The following is a 20,401-nucleotide window of genomic DNA, read 5'->3' on the forward strand; positions in this document are numbered from 1 at the left end:
TCGCATATTATTTTATAAAGTCAATTTATGAATAACTACTTAATTCAACAGGACTACGATTCTTATGGCGCCGAAGCTCATGAAACCTGGCGAAAGCTTGTCAAAAGACATATGGAGTATAATTATAAACATGCCTCCGAAGAATATAAAAGCGGCTTCAAAAGTTTAAATCTCGATCAAAAGAAAATCGTCAGAATTGAAGAGTTGAGCGAAACACTTAGCGCCATCTCGGGATGGAGTCTTATTCCCGTGAGCGGTCTGATTCCAACGCGTGATTTTTTCTTCATGATCATCAATAAGAAGTATCCGGTAACTGTAGTTATCCGGCAACCGCATGAGCTCGATTTTAGTTCCCAACCTGATATTTTTCACGACGTTTTTGGCCATGTGCCGTTATTGACCAGTGAGAAATTCTACCGTTTCCTTACGGAATTCAGCACACTTGCGTTGAAGTATATTGACGACGAACAGGCTGTGGAAGAATTAGGAAGACTTTATTGGTATACTTATGAAATGGGCGTCATTCACGAAAATAATGAGCTAAGGTCATATGGCGGCGCTATTTTGACTTCCAACTCGGAGGTCAGAAATGTGTATAATCAGGAAATCCCAAAATTGCCCTTTAATGTGGATGAAATATTTAAAACGCCTTATGACCCGTTTCAGTTACAGAAGAAATATTTCGCCATCGACAATTTCGACGACCTTTTCAATTGTGTTTCAAAACTGCAGATGAAGCTTGAACACGACAGGCTCCATACCTGTCCCGAAAAGGTTTTGTCTGACTATCCTATTAACAAGGCGTTGCGGAATGGACTCAAGAATACGATCCTGTTCCTCAATGATATTCAATACCGGTACCCGGATGCGATATCTTTCGCTGCGGGACAGCCGGATGAATCGTTGTTCGATGTAGATGGGCATATTAAGAATTTCGAAACATTCGTAAGCTATCAGATGGAGAAGTCGGGTAAGGACCGGACCCAGGTGGTTGGTCAGATCGCCCAATATGGGAAGACCAAGGGGATGATAAATGAGCTGATAGCCGAATACCTGAAAAATGACTGTGATATTCATGCTGGAGCGGAGGATATAGTGATGACTGTTGGTGCACAGGAAGCTTTTGCAATTATTATTTCTGCACTGATCGACAGGGAGAATGACGTTATGCTCGTTGAACAACCGGGCTATATCGGTCCCAGCGGTTTCGCCACCTTGTTCGGATATCAGGTAGACGGCGTGCGCATGACCCCGGAAGGCATGGATCTGGATCTTCTGGAAGAGAAAATCCGATCCTACGCTGAGGCCGGCAAACGGGTAAAGCTCGTATATGTAATACCCGACTTTCAAAATCCTTTGGGTGTTTCGATGCCGGTACTGCAGCGGCTTAAACTGCTCGACCTGGCGGAGAGATATAATTTCCTGATTCTTGAAGACAGCGTATACAATACGTTGACCTATACACAAACGATACATCCGACCATCAAATCGCTCGATCGCAGCAGACGCGTGTTATTTGTGGGTTCTTTTTCGAAGTCGCTGTTTCCGGGCCTCAGACTGGGATATATAGTCGCTGATCAGCAACTGGAAGACAACGATGGCACGTTGTCTCCGCTCAGCGATGAATTTGCCAGAGTGAAAGCCCAGATAACCAATAATACATCCGGGATCAGCCAGGCTATAGCGGCCGGCGTTCTCCTGCAGGGCAATGGCTCTTTGAGCCGCATCACGTCTGAAAAATTCAATTTTTATAAACGCAAACGCGACAAGATCGCCGAATGTCTGCACGAGACCATCGGCCGGCACACATTCGATTGGGCAACCGGTATTTCTTATAATATACCCGACGGCGGTTTTTTTATACGGGTAAGGCTGCCTTTTGAGATATCGAACGAAGATGTGCTTGAATGTGCAAGGGATTATAAGGTGATATTCTGTCCTATGGAATTTTTCTATTTGGATCCTGGTGTTAGAAATGAGATCCGGCTCACTTTCTCGAACCTGACACCGGAACAAATTGCTACGGGCATTTCAAGGCTTTCGGAATTTCTAAAAAAGAAGGCTATGCAAACAGTTTTACAGGAAGCACAGTTGGCTGTAAGGTGATCATTATTTAAAAATCTTTTTATGCATACAGATAATCCGGAACCATTTACCATCGATTATATAGAGTTATATGCCCCCATGGCGAAGCCGCTTGTGTATTGGCACACGGCCGGGCTCGGATTCACTGTCGAAGGTTACAAGGGGAGTGAAACCGGCTCAGGAAATGTTTCCTCTTACATTCTGCGAAGCGGAGATATACGGCTGGTATTGTCATCGACCTTTTCGACGCAGGGAATCGCAAAAGATGCGGAGATAGGAGGATTTCTTGGTAATCACTATACCGGGGTAAAACGCATCGTTCTGAAGTGTGACGATGTACAGGGAACTTTCAATCGGGTGGTGGCTGCGGGGGCGATACCTGTAAGCGGTGTGCATAAAATAGCTGACGAAAACGGTCATATTGAATCGGCTTCGGTTAGGCTGTTCGGTGATCATGAGCTGGGTTTTATAAACAGGAGTCACTACAAAGGTGCATTCCTGCCCGGGTTTAAGCCTGTTAAATCAAAACATACTGCGAAACCCCGGTTTACGGCAATCGATCATATTGCCAGTGAACTGCGAACCAATGAGGTCAGCTATTGGTCAAATTATATAAAGGCTGCCATAGCTGCGAAAGTTGTACAGCAGGTTGGCCATACTGAAGATAATAAAACGGGTATGGTTATGAATATTTGCCAGACTGATAATAAAGCTATCACGATGGTGATGTCGGAGCCTATGGAGCTTACCACCCGTTCAAAGATAAGGGAGAATCTGGATGCGTTCGGTGCCGGTATTCATCACATTGCATTTGCCACGGAGGATATAGTTTCTACCGTAGAGGGGCTGCTGTTGGCAGATATCGAGCTCGTCGGTGTGCCCGATTCCTACTATGACCTGCTCAGGGAGGAATATCCAAACATAAGCATGGATATCGATGCACTGCAAAAGCTCGGCATATTGATGGATAAGGAAGGAGATTCTTTTCTACTTCAAAAATTCATCAGGCCCTATGGAGACCAACCCTTCTTCCTGTATGAAATTGTGCAGCGGGTCAATGGCTATCAGGGTTTTGCGCTCAAAAATATCAATGTATTAAAGAAGGCGGAAGAAAGAGAGCTTGCTAAAATCGGATGAATAAACAAACAACGATGATAATCGAAGCTTTGAAGAATATAGTCGGCAATTCTTTTATCACCAGCGGAGAAGATGCGCCAGCGTGCTATCGAAAGGATGAGTCGTTCGGATCCGACAGCGCTTTTGATGTATTGATAAAGCCCGGGTCAGTGCATGAATTGTCCGAAATTTTGCGTACGTGCAACCGGTATAGTGTACCGGTTACTGTGCGTGGCGGCGGCACGGGTGTTACGGGCGGAGCTCTTCCTGTAAAAAGAGGTGTTCTGATTTCGATGGAGCGTATGAACAAGGTATTATCGGTGGATAAACAAAATCGTTTTGCGATTGTTCAGGCTGGCGTTATAACAAAAGATTTTTGTGATGCCGTTGAAAAAGAAGGTATGTATTTTCCGGTGACGCCCGGAAGCATGTCTCAGTCTTTTATCGGTGGCAATATCGCGGAGAATGCGGCTGGCATCAAATCATGCAAATATGGCACGTTCGTGGATCATGTTCTCAATCTCGAAGTGGTGCTCGCATCGGGCGAGATCTTCCAAACCGGGGCCAATGTGCACAAGAATGCTACGGGTTTTAATTTAACCAAGCTGTTTGTGGGATCGGAAGGTGTTTTAGGGGTCATTTCAAAAGCCGTAATAAAGATTATGCCAAAGCCGGCATTCAGGAGTACTTTGATGATGAGCTTCACATCTTTGGCAGACGCCTGCCGGATGGTGCTCGACGTTAGTTCCATATATCCCGCTCCTTGTGCGGTGGAGCTGGTTACAAAGGATGCTATCGAACTGGCTGTTCCTTTTTTGCCATCAGATTTTCCATTGGTCGGTGCTGGTCCTGAGGCGTTGCTGATTGTTGAATGGGAAGAGAACGAAAGGAGCTCCATCAACAGCGCTATTAGCGCCGTAACTGAAATGGCACAGACCATCAACACATGCAGAACCGTATTAAGCGATGATGCGGAACAGATCGAAGCGCTGTGGCAGATCAGGAAGGTCATTAACCGCGCGATGACGGAGAATGGCTGGATCTACAGGGATATAGATGCCTGTGTTCCTCCTGCTGCGCTATACAGGTATTTGCAAAGGCTGGAAGATATCCGGAACCGTTATTCCGTTCCACTGGTATGCTTCGGCCATGCCATGGATGGAAACATTCACTCCATGTTGCTGATTCCAAAGGCACATCAGCATACTGCTGCACCAACCACCCATCTGGTGCTGCAGGAAATATATAAAACAGTGGTGGCGCTCGATGGAACCATATCGGGGGAACATGGTATCGGAAGTCTTCAACAGTCATACCTGCCAATACAATTCGATTTACCAATACTGGATCTCATGAAGCGGATCAAATCTGTCTTCGATCCGGCAAGAACCCTGAATCCGGGAAAACTCTTGCTGGATATTGATTGAAACTTAACAATTAAAGTTTATCATAATGTTCATCAGATCCATAGCCTTATTTGGAATGCTTGGCTGCCTCGTCATTCTTTTATCAATTAAGATCGGACCTTTATCACCACAAGGGGCCTTTCTGAATCCTTTGACCGGATTTTGGCGCAACGCTGAAGCCAGGAATCTGCCCGCGAGCGAAAGCCGGCGGGTTAAAGGCATTATGAACAATATTGTAGTCAAATATGACAACGACCTTATTCCTCATGTATTTGGCAATAGCGATCACGACCTTTATTTCGCTCAGGGATATACGACGGCAAAAGCCCGGTTGTGGCAAATGGATTGGCTGATGCACATTGCGGCAGGCCGGTTGTCGGAAATCGTCAGAGACGGGGAGCGACACGATATATTTTACCGGCGGATAGGCATCAAACGTGCAGCCGAACGGTCATTGGAGGCAGCTTTGGCCGACCCGGCGACCAAAACAATGTTAGAGGCATACAGCGACGGGGTCAACGCTTTTATCGATCAGTTGTCTCCAAAAGATTATCCCATCGAGTTCAAGATGTTGAATTATAAACCTGAGAAGTGGAAGCCGTTGTACAGCCTGCTGATTCTGAAAATGATGGGTGAAACGATGTCGGGGGGCGAACCTCAGTTCGCCATGACAAATGCGTTAATAAAATTCGGGAAAGATACCACGGAAGATCTGTATGGACCTGCTTCCCATATCAGAAAGGAGTCTGTTCTGGGAAGCAACAATTGGGTACTCAGCGGCCAACGGACGGCAAACGGTTTTCCGTTGCTGGCGAATGACCCGCATTTGGGGATTACACTCCCGTCTATATGGTACCAGATACAGCTCGTGTCTCCAGGCGAAAATGTAGAAGGTGTTTCGATACCCGGCATTCCATGTGTCATCATCGGATTCAACCAGCATATCGCGTGGGGGCAAACCAATTCTGCGATCGATGTAGTGGACTGGATCCACGTTAAATTTAAGAACAATACCGACAACGAGTATTGGGATGGCGCTCAATGGCGGAAGGTCGAGCGCGTTGTCGAAACATATAAGCTGACAGACGGCCACATTATTCGGGATACCATCATTTACACTGACTTCGGACCGGTGGTGTACGATAGCCGCCAGCATCAGGTAAGAGATTTCAGCCAGAAGCTTCACGAAGGGGAAGGTTTTGCCATGCGATGGACGCTCCACCTGCCTTCGAACGATCTCAGGGGGTTTTATCTGTTGAACAGGGCGCAGAACTATAACGACTACCGTACAGCGCTGACACAGATTTGTTGCCCTTCTCAGAATTTTGTTTTTGCAGATAAGCAAGGCGATATCGCATTGACAACCGCGGGAACCATTCCCATCCGCATGTCTAAACAACATCAATACGTGCTGGATTGCGATTCTGCCCAAAAAGAATGGTCTGGCTTTATAGCCGGCAACAGGCTGCCCTCGGTAAAAAATCCCGCTAACGGTCTGGTATACTCTGCCAATGAACCCATTAGCGATTCTTCCTGTGCTTACGTTATCGACGGGCATTTTGCCAATCCGGCGCGGGCAGTCAGGATCAACGAAAGATTGCGGAATATGACCGGGGCTACGGTAGACAGTATGAGAATGCTGCAGAAGGATTCCTACAGCGAGATAGCCCGGATCGTACTGCCTGCACTGCTGCGGCGGCTTGATGCCAAAAACAATACATCCGAAGCCAATATAATAAAGATGCTGCGGGAATGGGACCTCAGTTTTCGGGCATCCTCTGCTGCGGCCGCTGTTTTTCAGGAATGGTGGCATCAGCTGTACAATGAGCTATGGGAAGACGATATCGCCGGTGCTTCAGTGAGAATTCCCTGGCCCGATGATACGAGAACGATCAGGATCATTCTTTCTGACACGAACTCCCATTGGATCGACAATATAAAGACTACCCCAAAGGAAACTATGCAATCTCTTGTAAACGGTTCCTTCCTCAAAGCTATTACTTCCTTAAAGGAACGCTTCGGCCCTCAACCAGATAAATGGAGCTGGGCCAATATGAGAAATACGGTGATCCAACATCTTGGCGGAATGGAAGCTTTCAGCGCCATCGTACGAAATTCAGACGGCGCACCTAATACCATCAATGCATTATCGAACAACGCCGGTCCTTCCTGGCGGATGGTTGTTGAAATGGGGCCTTCAATCGTAGGGTATGGAGTTCTTCCCGGTGGGGCATCGGGTAATCCGGGGTCCTGGTATTATGACAACGCTGTTCCCTCGTGGAAGAAGGGCAAACTCAAGCCTTTGCTTTTCATGCACAGCGATAACGAGCAAAGCGAAAACATTCTAACAACATTGACATTAAAAAAATAGGAGCCATGCCATTCATCATTTTTTTTGCAGGTCTGGCGCTTGGTGTTCTGGCGCCCTTCTGGTGGTCTATCGTGCCAATCTCTTTCCTTGTTGCATTTTGTTTTGCGCGTGCCCGTAGCAAATTCTTTTGGAACGCCTTCCTGGCCAACGCGCTGCTTTGGCTGTTGTTCATCCTGTGGTGGTCCATTCCCAATGGGTTTCTGCTGGCGAATAAAATAACGCATATGTATCGATTACCTCACTGGAGTATTTTGATTCTGATCGTTGTATTGATTGGTGGGCTTATCAGCGGTTTGAGTGCATCGTGTGGAGTACTGGCGCGAAAGGCTATTGATCATTTTATGTCGACCGGAAAGCGTGCCGTTGCCTGACATTTCAATTTAAACTATAAAAATACAGTTATGTACGTAAAGAAAATTCAGGAGGTAAAGCAGGTTCTGGACCAGATAAAAGAAAAGGGACTCATTCATTCATGGGAACTTCCTTACGAAAACCTGCTGACCCGCCTCAATGCCGCCATTTTTTTTATTGCACCTGCCGATGAGAGTGAGTCCTGCATTTCGGCTATCCGCAGCGAGCTTGAAAGGTTTGATGATTTCAGCTATCGTGCGAATGCCGAAATGAAACTGTCAAAGTTGCCTTATCGCGTCACCTTCAATGCAGATGAAAAGGCCAAAAACCTGCAGGCTGTTCCCGGCATCAACTCCGCGGAAGCATAATACACTGCCGAACATAAACAAGTAGTTGTTGTACATGGAAAAAATCAATCTGATCTGCCTGCCCTTTGCAGGCGGAAGCAGGTATTCTTACAGACCTTATGAGGAAAGAACGCCGAGCTTCCTTAAGTTCCTTCCTTTGGATTATCCGGGCCGGGGAAGTCGTATTCGTGAGTCTTTTGCAGGGGATATGGACCTTTTGATTGAGCAATTGTATAATGAAATAAAACAAGTCGTTTTGTCTTCGGAGTATGCATTGTACGGGCATAGCATGGGAGCCCTTGTGGCTTGTTTGCTGGCCCGGCGGATCTCCGAAGACAAAGGCCCGTTGCCGTTACACATTTTCATTACCGGCGCGGCGGGGCCTTCGGCACGAAGCAGTAACCCTCGTAACAGACATGCTTTGAGTAAACCCGACTTTATCGAAGAACTGAGAAGGTTGAATGGATGCCCCGAAGAAATCCTGAATGATCCGCAATTGCTCGATCATTTTGAGCCGATCATCAGGGCCGACTTCAAAATAAGTGAAACCTATCAGTATCCTGGTCCTGCACAGTTAAACGTGCCCTATACTGTTATCACCGGCAGCCAGGAAGATATGGAGCCGGAAGATATCAGTTGCTGGCAACTGGAATCTCATTATAAGGTCGACTTCAAAACTATGCCCGGAAATCATTTCTTCATTTTCGAATATCCGTCTACCATCATGGAGATTATCTCAAGGAAGTTGGCTAAACATATAAAATCAAAAACTTATGACAGAGAATAAGGTGTATTTAAAGCCCAATGTGGTCATTGAACCACTGGTAGACAAGTGGTATGCCTGGAGTCATTTGATCTCGCCCGGTACGGCGGCATTGAATCTCATTGACCGGCATATTACCATCATGGAATCCTATATCGCCGCTCCGCAGGTTCACGCTGAAGCAGTGCTGAACCCCAAAATGCGTGGAGGCCCCTTTATGGATTATGGAGGCAAGCGTGTGGACGAGGTAGAGAAATTATTAAATAAAATAAAAAAGGACAATGCCCGACAAATAGAATTTGGAAAGGCGCTGAAGCAGCTCGACAAAATGCTGATTACGGAAGGGAAGGGGTTTGGCCTTGAAAATTTGTACGAAAAAATACCGGATATCCTCAAAGGTTATGTTGAGCTGCACTACGATCGGAATAACAATGCGGGGTACAGATTTTTCGAATCATTGTTGTTTGGCAGCGAATTTTACAATAAGCAGTCGCAGAGCATCGCATTGTGGCTTACCACCAACGATCAACGGCCATTCTGCCTGAGTACTCCCAGGCTGAGTGATCCGAATGTATTGGAATTATCTATTCCCTTCGATCATCAGGGAATCGATGCACTGGCACAGATGAAAAGAACTCCCCAATCTATTTCATACATACAAAAAATACTGGGCGTAACTGACGAACAGCTTGGTCTGTTCAATACTTTCTTTACCACTGAAGCACCCGCTCCATACGAAAAGTATACGGGTGACAAAATCCGCATGCGGTATTTCGGTCATGCCTGCATTTTGATCGAGACCCCGGATCTGTCCATTCTGATCGATCCGCTTATCAGCTATTATGGATATTACTCCGATCTGGAACACTTCTCAGATGCAGACCTGCCGGATGTTATAGATTATGTGCTCATAACGCATAATCATCAGGATCATATCCTTTTCGAAACGCTTCTGCCCTTAAGGCACAAAATAAAGAATATCATCGTTCCGAGCACCTGCAGCGGAAAGCTCGAAGATCCTGACCTGAAATTGATGTTCGGGAATATCGGATTTCAAAATGTTTATTCCATCGATGAAATGGAAGAGATCCGGTTTGCAGATGCTACCATTACAGGGCTGCCTTTTACAGGTGAACACAGCGATTTGAACATTTTATGCAAATCGTGCTATCTGGTTAAGATCGATGGCTTTAAACTTATGTTTCTTGCTGATTCCCGTATCCTCGAACCTAGGTTATACAAGTTCATTCAACAGCATATCGGGAATGTAGATGTTATGTTCCTGGGCATGGAATGCGACGGGGCGCCTCTTTCCTGGTTATACGGGCCTTTGATGACAAAGAAGCTGCCCAGGGATCAGGATTCGAGCCGAAGGCTCGCTGGTTCCGATTGTGCGAAAGGAATGTCATTGGTGGATATATTCAAACCCAATGAGGTATATGTTTACGCGATGGGGCAGGAGCCCTGGGTTGAATTCATCAGCAGTATTAAGTATACCGATGAGTCGAATCCGATAGTTCAATCCAATAAGTTGATCGGGATTTGCAGGCAGCGAAATATCGTTGCAGAAAGGCTGTATGGTGAAAAAGAGATCCTCTACAGCAGACAGACAAAAGCATCAATGGTATAATCTCAGCATCGTGTTTTAGGTTCAAAATACAGAGACGGTATGTTTACAAAGTTTTCCCTTCATCCGGCACAACAAGACGTTTTCCTGGACCAGTTGCTCAATAGCGAAAGCGCTCATTATAATATTGGCGGATTTATCAGGTTGCATGGCGCATTGGATGTCGACATATTGAGAGAGGCTTTTCGATCGGTTCCCGAGGTATTCGATGTATTCAATATGCGATTCGGATTTGATGAGCACGGGCTGCCGGTAGGCACAATCGTTCCGTCGCAGGAGCTCTACTTTTTTGAGGAACTGGATTTTTCCGCATCAGGTAATCCGGCCGGCGAAGCGTTACAATGGATGCAACAGCGGTTCAATACTCCTTTTTCAATGGTGGAAGGCGCTCCTCTTTTTGAGCTTTTTCTGCTCAGGATCTCCCATAATGAGTATTGGTCGTTTAATAAATACCATCATCTGATCACCGATGGTTTCGGATTTACCATTTGGGCGAAGTATATAGCCGGTAAATACAGGTCTCTGGTTGAACGTACCACGATGAAATGGATCTATCCTTCATACGTTGATGAGATGGTAAAGGCTTTCGAATATCGTCATTCAGACGCGTATGCAAAAGAGGGTGATTATTGGAAGCAAAAAATTGGTCAAAAACCTGCCCGGGCTATAAGTCCATACATTCTATCGGAAACTGGTGGCCAAACAAGCGGAAAGTATGTGGCCATTTTAGACAAATCCAGGGAGGAATTCCTTACCCGGTTGCAGCAGACAGGTAAATGCAGCCTTCAACAGCTGACAATCGCAGCTTTAGGGGTTTACTTTTCGAGGTTGTCGGGGCAGGAAGAGATGATTTTCGGTACGATGGTTCACAAGCGTAGAAACAAACGCAGCAGGAATGTTGTGGGCATGTTCTCCGGCATCATTCCATTTAAAGCGGTCTATTCTTCTGACTATAGCGTGGAAGAGCTTTTGAAGTCCATTGTAACCGGCCAGAAAAGCGATTATAGAAATCAGGAGTATTTAATCGGCGATATCAATAAGTATCTGAAGAACGATTCGCTGAATGGCTTTCTGGATATCATAGTCAATTATAAACTACTCGATTTTGCCCTGGATTTCGGGGAAGATATCGAAGCTACTACGCATGAGCTTTCCTGTGATAGTTCGCGGTTCCCGCTTCATATTTGCTGGAGGGATTACGGGAAACAACAACCGCTTGAATTATATGTCGAATACCAGCATGATTATTTTTCCGATACCGATATAAATGACATGGTTGGAAGGCTGTTCCTGATTCTGGAACAATTCTACGATGCTCCCCGTTCTCTTATCCGGGATCTTAACCTTGTTACGGAGGATGAGCGCAGGCGGCTCGATGCTTTTAATGCAACCGGAATTTTTTGGCCGCAGCGGCGGGAAACGGTGGTGGATCAGTTTGTAGCCCAGGCCGGTAGAACGCCGGATACGGTAGCAGTTGTGTATGAGGGATCGCATTTGAGCTACCGGGAGCTGGATGAGCGTTCGAACCAGCTGGCGCATTACCTGCGCAGGCAGGGCGTGGGAGTTGGGGTGCTGGTGCCGCTCTGCATAGAGCGGTCGCTGGAAATGATCGTAGGCATACTGGGTATTCTGAAAGCCGGCGGCGCCTATGTGCCGCTGGATCCATCGTATCCGGTGGAGCGGTTGCGGTATATGATTGAAGATACGGCAGCGGAAGTGCTGGTGAGCAGCAGCCGTCAGCAGGAGTTGCTGGCTGAGCTGCCGGGTGCACTACACTGTGTGTTGCTGGACGAGCAATGGGCTGAGATCAGCCGTGAGCCGCAGAACCGCCCGGATGTGGTGTCGGCGTTGAATGATGCCTGTTATGTGATCTACACGTCGGGCTCAACGGGTCGCCCCAAGGGCGTGGTGGTGGAACACGCAGGTTTGTTGAACCGGCTGAACTGGGGGCAGGAATATTTTTGTCTGACACCGGAAGATGCGGTGTTGCAGAAAACAACCTACAGTTTCGATGTATCGGTGTGGGAGTTGTTATGGCCGCTGCTGAGTGGATCGCGGCTGGTGTTTGCGCGTCCCGGCATGCAGGGCGACAGCGGGTATCTGCGTTCTGTGATCAAATCGGAAGGGATCACGACGCTTCATTTTGTGCCCTCGATGCTGGAGGCTTTTCTGCTGGATGGTCAGGGGGAAAGCTTACCGGGTCTTCGGCGGGTGCTTTGCAGCGGAGAAGCGCTGCAACCCGGTCATGTGTCGGCATTCCGGCGGCAGTATCCGCAAATAAGCTTATACAATTTATATGGACCGACAGAGGCTTCCATTGAAGTCACTTGCTGGTCTGCGTTAGATATGGAAGGTCCTTCGGTAGTGCCCATCGGCCGTCCGGTGGCCAATACGGGTATCTATATAGGGGATGGGGATATGCGCCTGGTTCCGCTGGGGGTTAGTGGCGAGTTATTGATCGGTGGCGTACAGGTAGCGCGGGGCTATCTGAACCAGCCGGAGCTGACGGCGGAGCGATTTGTACAGACAGAAGATTGGAGCCGTGTGTACCGTACGGGTGACCGCGCCCGTTGGCTGAAGGATGGGAATATTGAGTATTTAGGCCGTATGGACAATCAGGTAAAGATCCGCGGTTACAGGATCGAGTTAGGCGAGGTGGAAGAGGTGCTTCGGCGTTTGCCACAGGTGGAGCAGTGTGTGGTGGTGGTACGGGAGGATGCGGCTGGTCAGCGCCGGCTGGTAGGGTATGTGGTGAGTGGCAATGGAGAAACCCCTGACCGTTCGTTGATTCAGGACTACCTGCGCAGCCGTTTGCCGGAGTACATGGTTCCGTCGGCACTGGTGGTGCTGGAGCGGTTGCCATTGACAGTCAACGGAAAGATAGACCGTAAATCGCTGCCGGCGCCGGAGCAGGGAGGATTAGAAGGTTATGTAGCGCCGCAAAGTGAAGTGGAGCGTCAGCTGGCGCAGATCTGGCAGGAACTGCTGGGGGTAGAGCGGATAGGCATTCACGATAATTTTTTCGAACTGGGAGGAGATTCTATAATAACGATCCAGGTGGTGAGTCGGGCACGCCGTTGCGGATATGTGTTGGAGCCACGGGATGTGTTCCGCTATCAGGATATCCGCAGTTTGTCGGGTGCGTTGTCGGCCCGTTCGGGCGCCGGTGTGCAGGGCGAGCAGGGTATGCTGGAAGGGGAGGCAGGGCTGCTGCCGGTGCAGCAATGGTATCTGGGTCAGGCGCCGTTGGCGGTGTCGCATTTTAATCAGAGTGTGTTGTTGAAGGTGGACCGGGGTATAGGTCTGGAAGAACTGGAAGCAGCACTTCGTGTGATGGTGAGTCATCACGATGCGCTGCGTTTCGGTTATGCAGAGCAGGAAGGTACATGGCGCCAGACCTATGGCGGTGTGCGTGACCGGTATATAGAGGATGTGGACCTGCGTGGGCAGGCTGTGGAAGGGCTACCGGAAGCGATCAGCGCGGTGTGTGAACGTACACAGGCAAGTCTGAATATCTATGAAGGAGTGGTGCTGCGGGCGATATGGATGCGGTTGCCGGAAGCGGCAGACTCGAACCGGCTGCTGATCGTGATCCATCACCTGTCGGTGGATGGGGTATCGTGGCGAATCCTGCTGGAGGACCTGCAGGTGTTACTGGAAGGGAAAGCAGGCGCCGGAGGAGCGAAGAGCAGCTCTTACCGGCAGTGGTATGAGGCGCTGGTGCAATATGGGCAGGAAGCCCGAACACAGTCGCAGTTGCCTTACTGGAAAGAGCGGTTCAACAGTTTTTTACCCATCATAACCGATACCCGGTACGAGGGTATCGTTCGCAAAGGGGATGTGCGCAGTCTTATTGTAAAATTATCGGAAGAGCACACCCAAAAATTATTAAAGGAAGCAGGCCGTGCATACGGTACAGAGATCAACGATCTGTTGCTGAGTGCGCTGTGCCGTTCGTTGTGCAACTGGCTGGGCAGGGAACAGGTGGTGATCGGCCTGGAAGGCCATGGCCGGGAATCGATCTCGTCTTCGGTTGATGTAAGCCGTACGGTGGGCTGGTTCACGAGTATGTACCCTGTGTTACTGGAAAGCCGGGGCGTAGCGGGCGGGTTGATCAAAACGATCAAGGAATCGCTGCGATCGGTGCCTGACAAGGGACTTGGATATGGAGTGTTAAAATATATCAATGGGGAGGCTGGCTTATCGGGCGCCGAGCCCTGGGATATCGTATTCAATTACCTGGGGCAGTTGGACAATGTGGGCAGGAGCGGCTATTTGTCGGAAGAGCCGACAGCATTTGGACTGAGTATAGGAAAGGACAATAAGGTAAATGAAAAAATAGGTATCAATAGCTTTATAAATGAAGGAAGCCTGCAGCTGATATGGGAGTACAGCGGGTTGCATTTTGAAGAAGATACCATCGCAGGGCTGGCATCTTCGTATGTGCGTGCCCTGGAGGGGCTGATCGATCATTGTGTGTCGGAGCATGGCAGCGGCCATCAGCATCGTACGCCGTCAGACTTCGGGCTGAAGGGGGCTGTAAGTATTGAAGAGCTGGATGGCTTTTTAACGGAGCTGGAAAGCGGAGGCGCTGAAGTGGAGAGCCTGTACCGGTTGAGCGGTTTACAGGAAGGGATGTTGTTCCATGGATTGTATGACGGGCGCTCGCGTGCCTATATCGAACAGTTCAGCTGCTTGCTGGAAGGGTTGGAGCAGGAGCGTTTCGGTTGGGCATGGTCGGAGCTGCTGGGTCGTCACAGCATACTACGCACAGGCTTTTATCATGACCGATTCCGGATGCCGGTGCAGGTGGTGTACCGGGAAGTGAAGCTTCCGCTGGAGGTGGTGGACTGCCGTGGGCTGTCTGTTGAAGAGCAGCAGCGCCGGATGGAAGAATATGGAGAGGGTGAGCGGTCGCGGGTATTTTCCTTCGGGGAAGCGCCGTTGATGCGGATAAGTTTGTTGCGGTTGAGCGAGAGCGGCTACCGGATGATATGGACGTATCATCATATTCTGCTGGATGGCTGGTCGCTGCCGGTGCTGATAGAGGAGTTCCTGCGGTTGTATGAGGATGGTAAGCATCAGGTGTCGGGGGATCAGGATCGATACGAGGATTATATCCGCTATATAGAAGGTTTGGACAAGTCTGCATCGGAGCAGTACTGGCGAAGATATCTGGTGGGCCTTGAGGGAGCGAGCCTGCTGCCGTTCGTTCGCACGGGATCGGAACGGAATATGGGTAAAGGACGCAATGAATATTTGGATTTGAACCTGCCGGCGTCGGTCCGGGCCGAAGCCAAATCCTATGCTCTTCGTCACCAGGTAACGGTTAATACGATCATGCAGGGAGTGTGGTCGTATCTGCTGCACTGTTATACGGGCAATAAGGATGTGGTGTATGGGGTAACGGTGTCGGGTCGTCCGGAGGGATTGGCAGGAGTGGAAAATCGTGTGGGCTTGTACATCAGCACGCTGCCGCTGCGGGCTGTCATAAACGGGGAGCAGGAGGTGGCAGCGTGGCTGCAGGGGTTACAACATGAGCAGGTGTCGTCGCGGGAGCATCAATATACGAGTATAAAGGAAATACAGGAATGGATAGCCGCTGATGGGGATCTGTTCGACAGTTTGCTGGTATATGAAAATTATCCTGTGAACGAAATAATCAGCGCAGGTCAGTGGAAATTAAAGTTGGATGGTGTGGAAGTGCGGGAGCAGGTGAACTATCCGTTGTCAATTATGATAACTGGCGGCGATGGTATCAATATACGATTTCGGTATAATACTTCTTACCTGGACAAAACCTATGTGTCACGCATAAGGACACATTTTGAGCGGATCTTACTGCAGATTGTTCAGGAGGAGACGTTGTTATTGGGAGAACTGAGGCTGCTGGGTGATGAGGAGCTTGGCGAACTGTCGGGCTTCAATGCCACGGCGGTGGATTATGGTGTTGGTGGAACGGTGGTTGATCTGTTTGAAGCGCAGGCGGCCCGCACGCCGGCTGCGTTGGCGGTGGTTGCCGGGCAGTCGCGGATGAGCTACAGGGAACTGAATGAACGTTCGAACCGGCTGGCGCAGTACCTGCGCAGCCTGGGTGTGGAACGGGAGGTGCTGGTGCCGCTGTGTATCGACAGGTCACCGGAGATGCTGGTAGGCATGTGGGGTATTTTGAAGGCCGGGGGTGCGTATGTGCCGCTGGACCCGTCGTATCCGGTGGAGCGTCTGCGGTACATGCTGGAAGACACGGGAGCGCAGGTGGTGGTGAGCAGCAGCCGTCAGGCGGATCTGCTGGCGTTGCTGAACGAACCGGGAAGTGAGGGTTGCCGCTGTGTGCTGGTGGATGAGCTGTGGGATGAGCCGGAGACGGGAGCCTGTGAAAGACCACAGGGGGGCGCCGGACCTAACGATGTGTGCTATGTGATCTACACGTCGGGCTCAACGGGCCGGCCCAAGGGGGTGCTGATAGAGCATGGCAGCGTGATAAACTATCTGTTGAATGAGAAGACCCAATATATAGGGCAGCAGGAGGCCGGAGGAAGCTATGTGCATTTGCCAATGTCGTTCGATGCATCGGTGACGGCGCTTTTTTTGCCGTTGCTGCGAGGCCGGCCGGTGGTGTTGTCCGGGGCGCAGGGAACGGAGTTGTTTGAATCGGAGGAACTGAGTGGGGAGCGTCCGTATTCGTTCATCAAATTAACGCCCTCGCATTTGCCGCTGCTGAAGTCAGCGCTGTCGTCGGGAGGCGTTGCCGGGGTAACGGGCCGGCTGGTATGTGGGGGTGAGGCGCTGGAATGGCGCGATATAGGCGGGGAGTGGCAGGATGCAGGGGTGAAGGAGGTGATCAATGAATACGGTCCAACGGAGGCAACGGTGGGCTGCAGTACCTATGTGGTTCGGCTGGAAGCAGGGGAACCTGAGAGAACGGGCCGTGTACCGATCGGCAGGCCGATCGACAATATGCAGATGTACATACTGGGGCCGGGGGACCGGCAGCAGGCGGTAGGAGTAGGCGGCGAGATCTGTATAGGAGGGCGAGGTCTTGCGCGGGGGTATCTGAATCAGCCGGAGCTGACGGCAGACCGGTTTGTGCAGACAGGGTCATGGGGCCGTGTGTACCGCAGTGGAGACCGTGGCCGGTGGCTGAGTGATGGGAACATGGAGTATTTAGGCCGGATAGACGATCAGGTAAAGCTACGCGGCTACCGGATCGAGTTAGGCGAGGTGGAAGAGGTGTTGCGCTGTGCGCCGCAGGTAGAGCAGAGTGTGGTGGTGGTGCGCGAGGATGTACCGGGTCAGCGTCGGCTGGTGGGGTATGTGGTGATGGAACAGGCGGGGGTATTTGACCAGGAAGCATTATTAAATTATGCGCGGGAGCGTCTTCCGGAGTACATGGTGCCGGTGGCATTGGTGGAGCTGGAGCGTTTGCCGTTGACGGCCAACGGGAAGGTAGACCGGCGATCATTGCCGGTGCCGCAGGTGCGGGGCGAGGGAGTGGATAGCGCTGCGTGCAACGAGGTAGAGGGTCAGCTGGCGGCGATCTGGGAGGAATTGCTGGAAGTGGAAGGCGTGGGAAGAGGGGATGATTTTTTTGCATTGGGGGGTCATTCGCTGCTGGCGGTGCGGCTGGTGTCTGCGATCCGCAGGCAACTGGGTGTGGAGCTGAGCATCGCAGAGATCTTCGATTATCCGACAGTGGGCTTACAGGCCTTGCAGGTGTCGGCCCGCAGACGGGTGGAGACAGCCGGGGTGTTGGAGGCGAAGGTTCGTCCGGAACGGATACCGTTGTCGTTTAGCCAGGAACGGTTGTGGTTTATCGACCGTTTGGAGGGAAGTGTACAATATCATATATCCACGGTGCTTCGATTGAACGGGGAGATACATGCGGATCGGCTGGAGAAGTCCTTCCGCACGATCATCGACCGTCATGAAGTGCTTCGGACGGTGATAAAAGAAGAGGATGGCCGGCCATATCAAAAGATACTGCCGGCAGGGGACTGGCGTATGGAGCGATGGAGCGCAGTGGATCAGCAGGAGCAGGAGGTTCGGGCAAGGATAGAGGCGTCGGTGAACCGTCCCTTTGATCTGGGCAGAGATTATCCGGTACGGGTGGAACTGCTGCAAACAGGGGCGCATGAAAGCCTGCTGGTGGTGACGCTGCATCATATAGCATCCGATGGGTGGTCGACCTCGATCCTGACCAACGAATTTGCAAAGGCATACCAGGCCATCGACAAGGGTAATCCGGTCGATCTACCGGCCTTGCCAATACAATATGCAGATTATGCCATCTGGCAGCGGTCGTATCTGCAGGGAGATGTGCTGTCGGAGAAGCTGGGATACTGGCGGGAGCGGCTGGCGGGCGCAGAGCCCTTGCAGCTTCCAACCGATCACCTGCGTGCTGCGATTCAAAGTACCCGGGGAGCGTTGTATCAATTTAAGCTGGATCGGGTATTGACGGAACAACTCAGGTCGTTGTCAAGGCGGGAGGGAGCAACCTTATTTGTAACCTTGCTATCGTCCTTCAAGGTATTATTAAGCCGTTACAGCGGCAAATCTGATATCAGTGTAGGAACGCCTGTGGCGAATCGTCCGCTGGCCGAAGTAGAGGGCCTGATCGGATTTTTTGTCAATACGGTGGTGTTGCGCACGGAAGTAAACAGCGATGTCACATTCAGCGATCTGGTGTCGCTGGTGAAACAAACAACGCTGGCAGCGTATATGCATCAGGATGCGCCATTCGAGCGTGTAGTGGAAGCGGTGGTAAAAGAACGGGATACAAGCAGGAATCCTCTTTTTGACGTAATGTTCACTTTACAGAACGAATCTATAGCAACGAACGATATTATTACTGCGGGAGATCTCAGTTTATCGGGTGATGTGGTTGTGCATAAGACATCAAAGTTCGATATGTCGTTCATGTTGACGGAGACGGAGGAGGAAATTATAGGTACAGTAGAATTTTGTACTGATTTGTATGAGGAGGAAACAATCAGTCGTATAACGGATCATTACAAGCGAATTTTACATTCGATCGTTCAATATCCCGGGCAGGTGATCGGAAAGCTGCAGTTAATGGTCGATTCGGATCAAAGGCTACTGAAAGCATTCAATGCAACGGATGTATCCTATGCGCCTGATCGTACGGTAATAGAGCTTTTTGGGCTGCATGTTGCCCGAACGCCTGATGCAGTGGCGGTGATGCATGGTGTTCAACGCTTAAGTTATGTTGAACTTGATATGCGCTCGAACCAGGTGGCGCATTACCTGCGGAAGCTGGGAGTGGGCCCTGGTGTGCTGGTGCCATTGTGCATGGAGCGATCACCTGAGATGATCGTGGGAATACTGGGCATTCTGAAGGCCGGAGGAGCCTATGTTCCTATGGACCCATCGTATCCGTTGGAGCGGCTTCGGTTCATATTGGAAGATATTGGTGCGGACCTGATCGTAAGTGTTGCCGCTTATCAGGATGTATTGGCGCAGACGGGCTGTTTGCATCGTCTGTTACTGGATGAAGACTGGTCATCGATCAGCCTGGAGTCCACAACCAATCCAGGGGTTGAATTACACATGGAGCAGGTTTGTTATGTCATCTATACTTCAGGTTCTACCGGCCGTCCTAAAGGTGTGATGGTGGAATATAAGGGGCTCTACAATCTGGTGCAGTGGCATATCCGTCAATTCGACGTCGCTTCCTGTCACAGAGGAACTTGTCTTGCTTCGATTGGTTTCGATGCTGCAGTTTGGGAGATCTGGCCTTATTTATCCAGTGGTGCGTCTATTTGTATACTGGATCAGGTAAGCAGTCTTTCTCCTGAGGATCTGCTGGCATTTTATAGCGACAATAATATTACGCATAGCTTTCTTCCCACCCCGCTGGTTGCAGGGTTCGTAAAGGCATCGCGGGGAATAGCATTTGGATTGAAATTTTTGCTTACAGGAGGAGATTTCCTCAGTTTTTTAAATGTTAGCGATCTATGTTATACAGTTGTAAATAACTATGGACCTACTGAAAATACTGTCGTAGGCACCAGCTGTGTTATCAATCCGGGCGACCCATTTCCTGGTATCGGCGCTCCGATTCACAATGTTAGCGTACACATTACCGATATATATTGTATGTCAGTTCCACCCGGAGTTAGTGGCGAGTTATTGATCGGTGGGGTACAGGTAGCGCGGGGTTATTTGAACCAGCCGGAACTGACGGCGGAGCGATTTGTACAGACAGAAGATTGGGGCCGTGTGTACCGTACGGGTGACCGTGCCCGTTGGCTTAAGGATGGAAATATTGAGTTTTTAGGCCGGATAGACGATCAGGTAAAGATCCGCGGTTACAGG

9 protein-coding genes are annotated in these 20,401 nt (G+C 49.9%); all 9 read left to right on the top strand.

The window, feature by feature from the left end:
* Window positions 1–27 precede the first annotated feature (27 nt).
* Window positions 28–2,106 carry an aminotransferase class I/II-fold pyridoxal phosphate-dependent enzyme gene (locus AC59IL_RS36715; RefSeq protein WP_496557233.1) on the top strand — a complete coding sequence of 693 codons (2,079 nt, stop codon included), beginning with the start codon at window positions 28–30 and terminating at the stop codon, window positions 2,104–2,106.
* Between the two features lie 21 nt (window positions 2,107–2,127).
* Window positions 2,128–3,222, top strand: coding sequence for a 4-hydroxyphenylpyruvate dioxygenase family protein (locus tag AC59IL_RS36720; protein WP_496557234.1), 1,095 nt, complete (start codon window positions 2,128–2,130; stop codon window positions 3,220–3,222).
* Between the two features lie 14 nt (window positions 3,223–3,236).
* The gene (locus AC59IL_RS36725) at window positions 3,237–4,628 is read left to right on the top strand and encodes an FAD-binding oxidoreductase (RefSeq protein ID WP_496557235.1); all 1,392 of its coding nucleotides are present in this window, start codon (window positions 3,237–3,239) and stop codon (window positions 4,626–4,628) included.
* A 25-nt stretch (window positions 4,629–4,653) separates the two neighbouring features.
* Window positions 4,654–6,978, top strand: a complete 2,325-nt coding sequence (locus AC59IL_RS36730; protein WP_496557236.1) for a penicillin acylase family protein — start codon at window positions 4,654–4,656, stop codon at window positions 6,976–6,978.
* Between the two features lie 5 nt (window positions 6,979–6,983).
* Window positions 6,984–7,349 carry a hypothetical protein gene (locus AC59IL_RS36735; RefSeq protein WP_496557237.1) on the top strand — a complete coding sequence of 122 codons (366 nt, stop codon included), beginning with the start codon at window positions 6,984–6,986 and terminating at the stop codon, window positions 7,347–7,349.
* A 30-nt stretch (window positions 7,350–7,379) separates the two neighbouring features.
* On the top strand, window positions 7,380–7,697 hold the full coding sequence (locus AC59IL_RS36740; protein WP_496557238.1) for a hypothetical protein: 318 nt from the start codon (window positions 7,380–7,382) through the stop codon (window positions 7,695–7,697).
* Between the two features lie 34 nt (window positions 7,698–7,731).
* The gene (locus tag AC59IL_RS36745) at window positions 7,732–8,463 is read left to right on the top strand and encodes a thioesterase II family protein (protein ID WP_496557239.1); all 732 of its coding nucleotides are present in this window, start codon (window positions 7,732–7,734) and stop codon (window positions 8,461–8,463) included.
* On the top strand, window positions 8,450–10,069 hold the full coding sequence (locus tag AC59IL_RS36750; RefSeq protein ID WP_496557240.1) for an MBL fold metallo-hydrolase: 1,620 nt from the start codon (window positions 8,450–8,452) through the stop codon (window positions 10,067–10,069). The genes AC59IL_RS36745 and AC59IL_RS36750 overlap by 14 nt, the downstream gene beginning before the upstream one ends.
* A gap of 39 nt (window positions 10,070–10,108) precedes the next feature.
* Window positions 10,109–20,401: amino acid adenylation domain-containing protein (locus AC59IL_RS36755; protein ID WP_496557241.1), on the top strand; the 10,293-nt coding region annotated here is incomplete at its 3' end.

The sequence above is a fragment of the Niastella sp. sgz303648 genome (assembly GCF_059587045.1).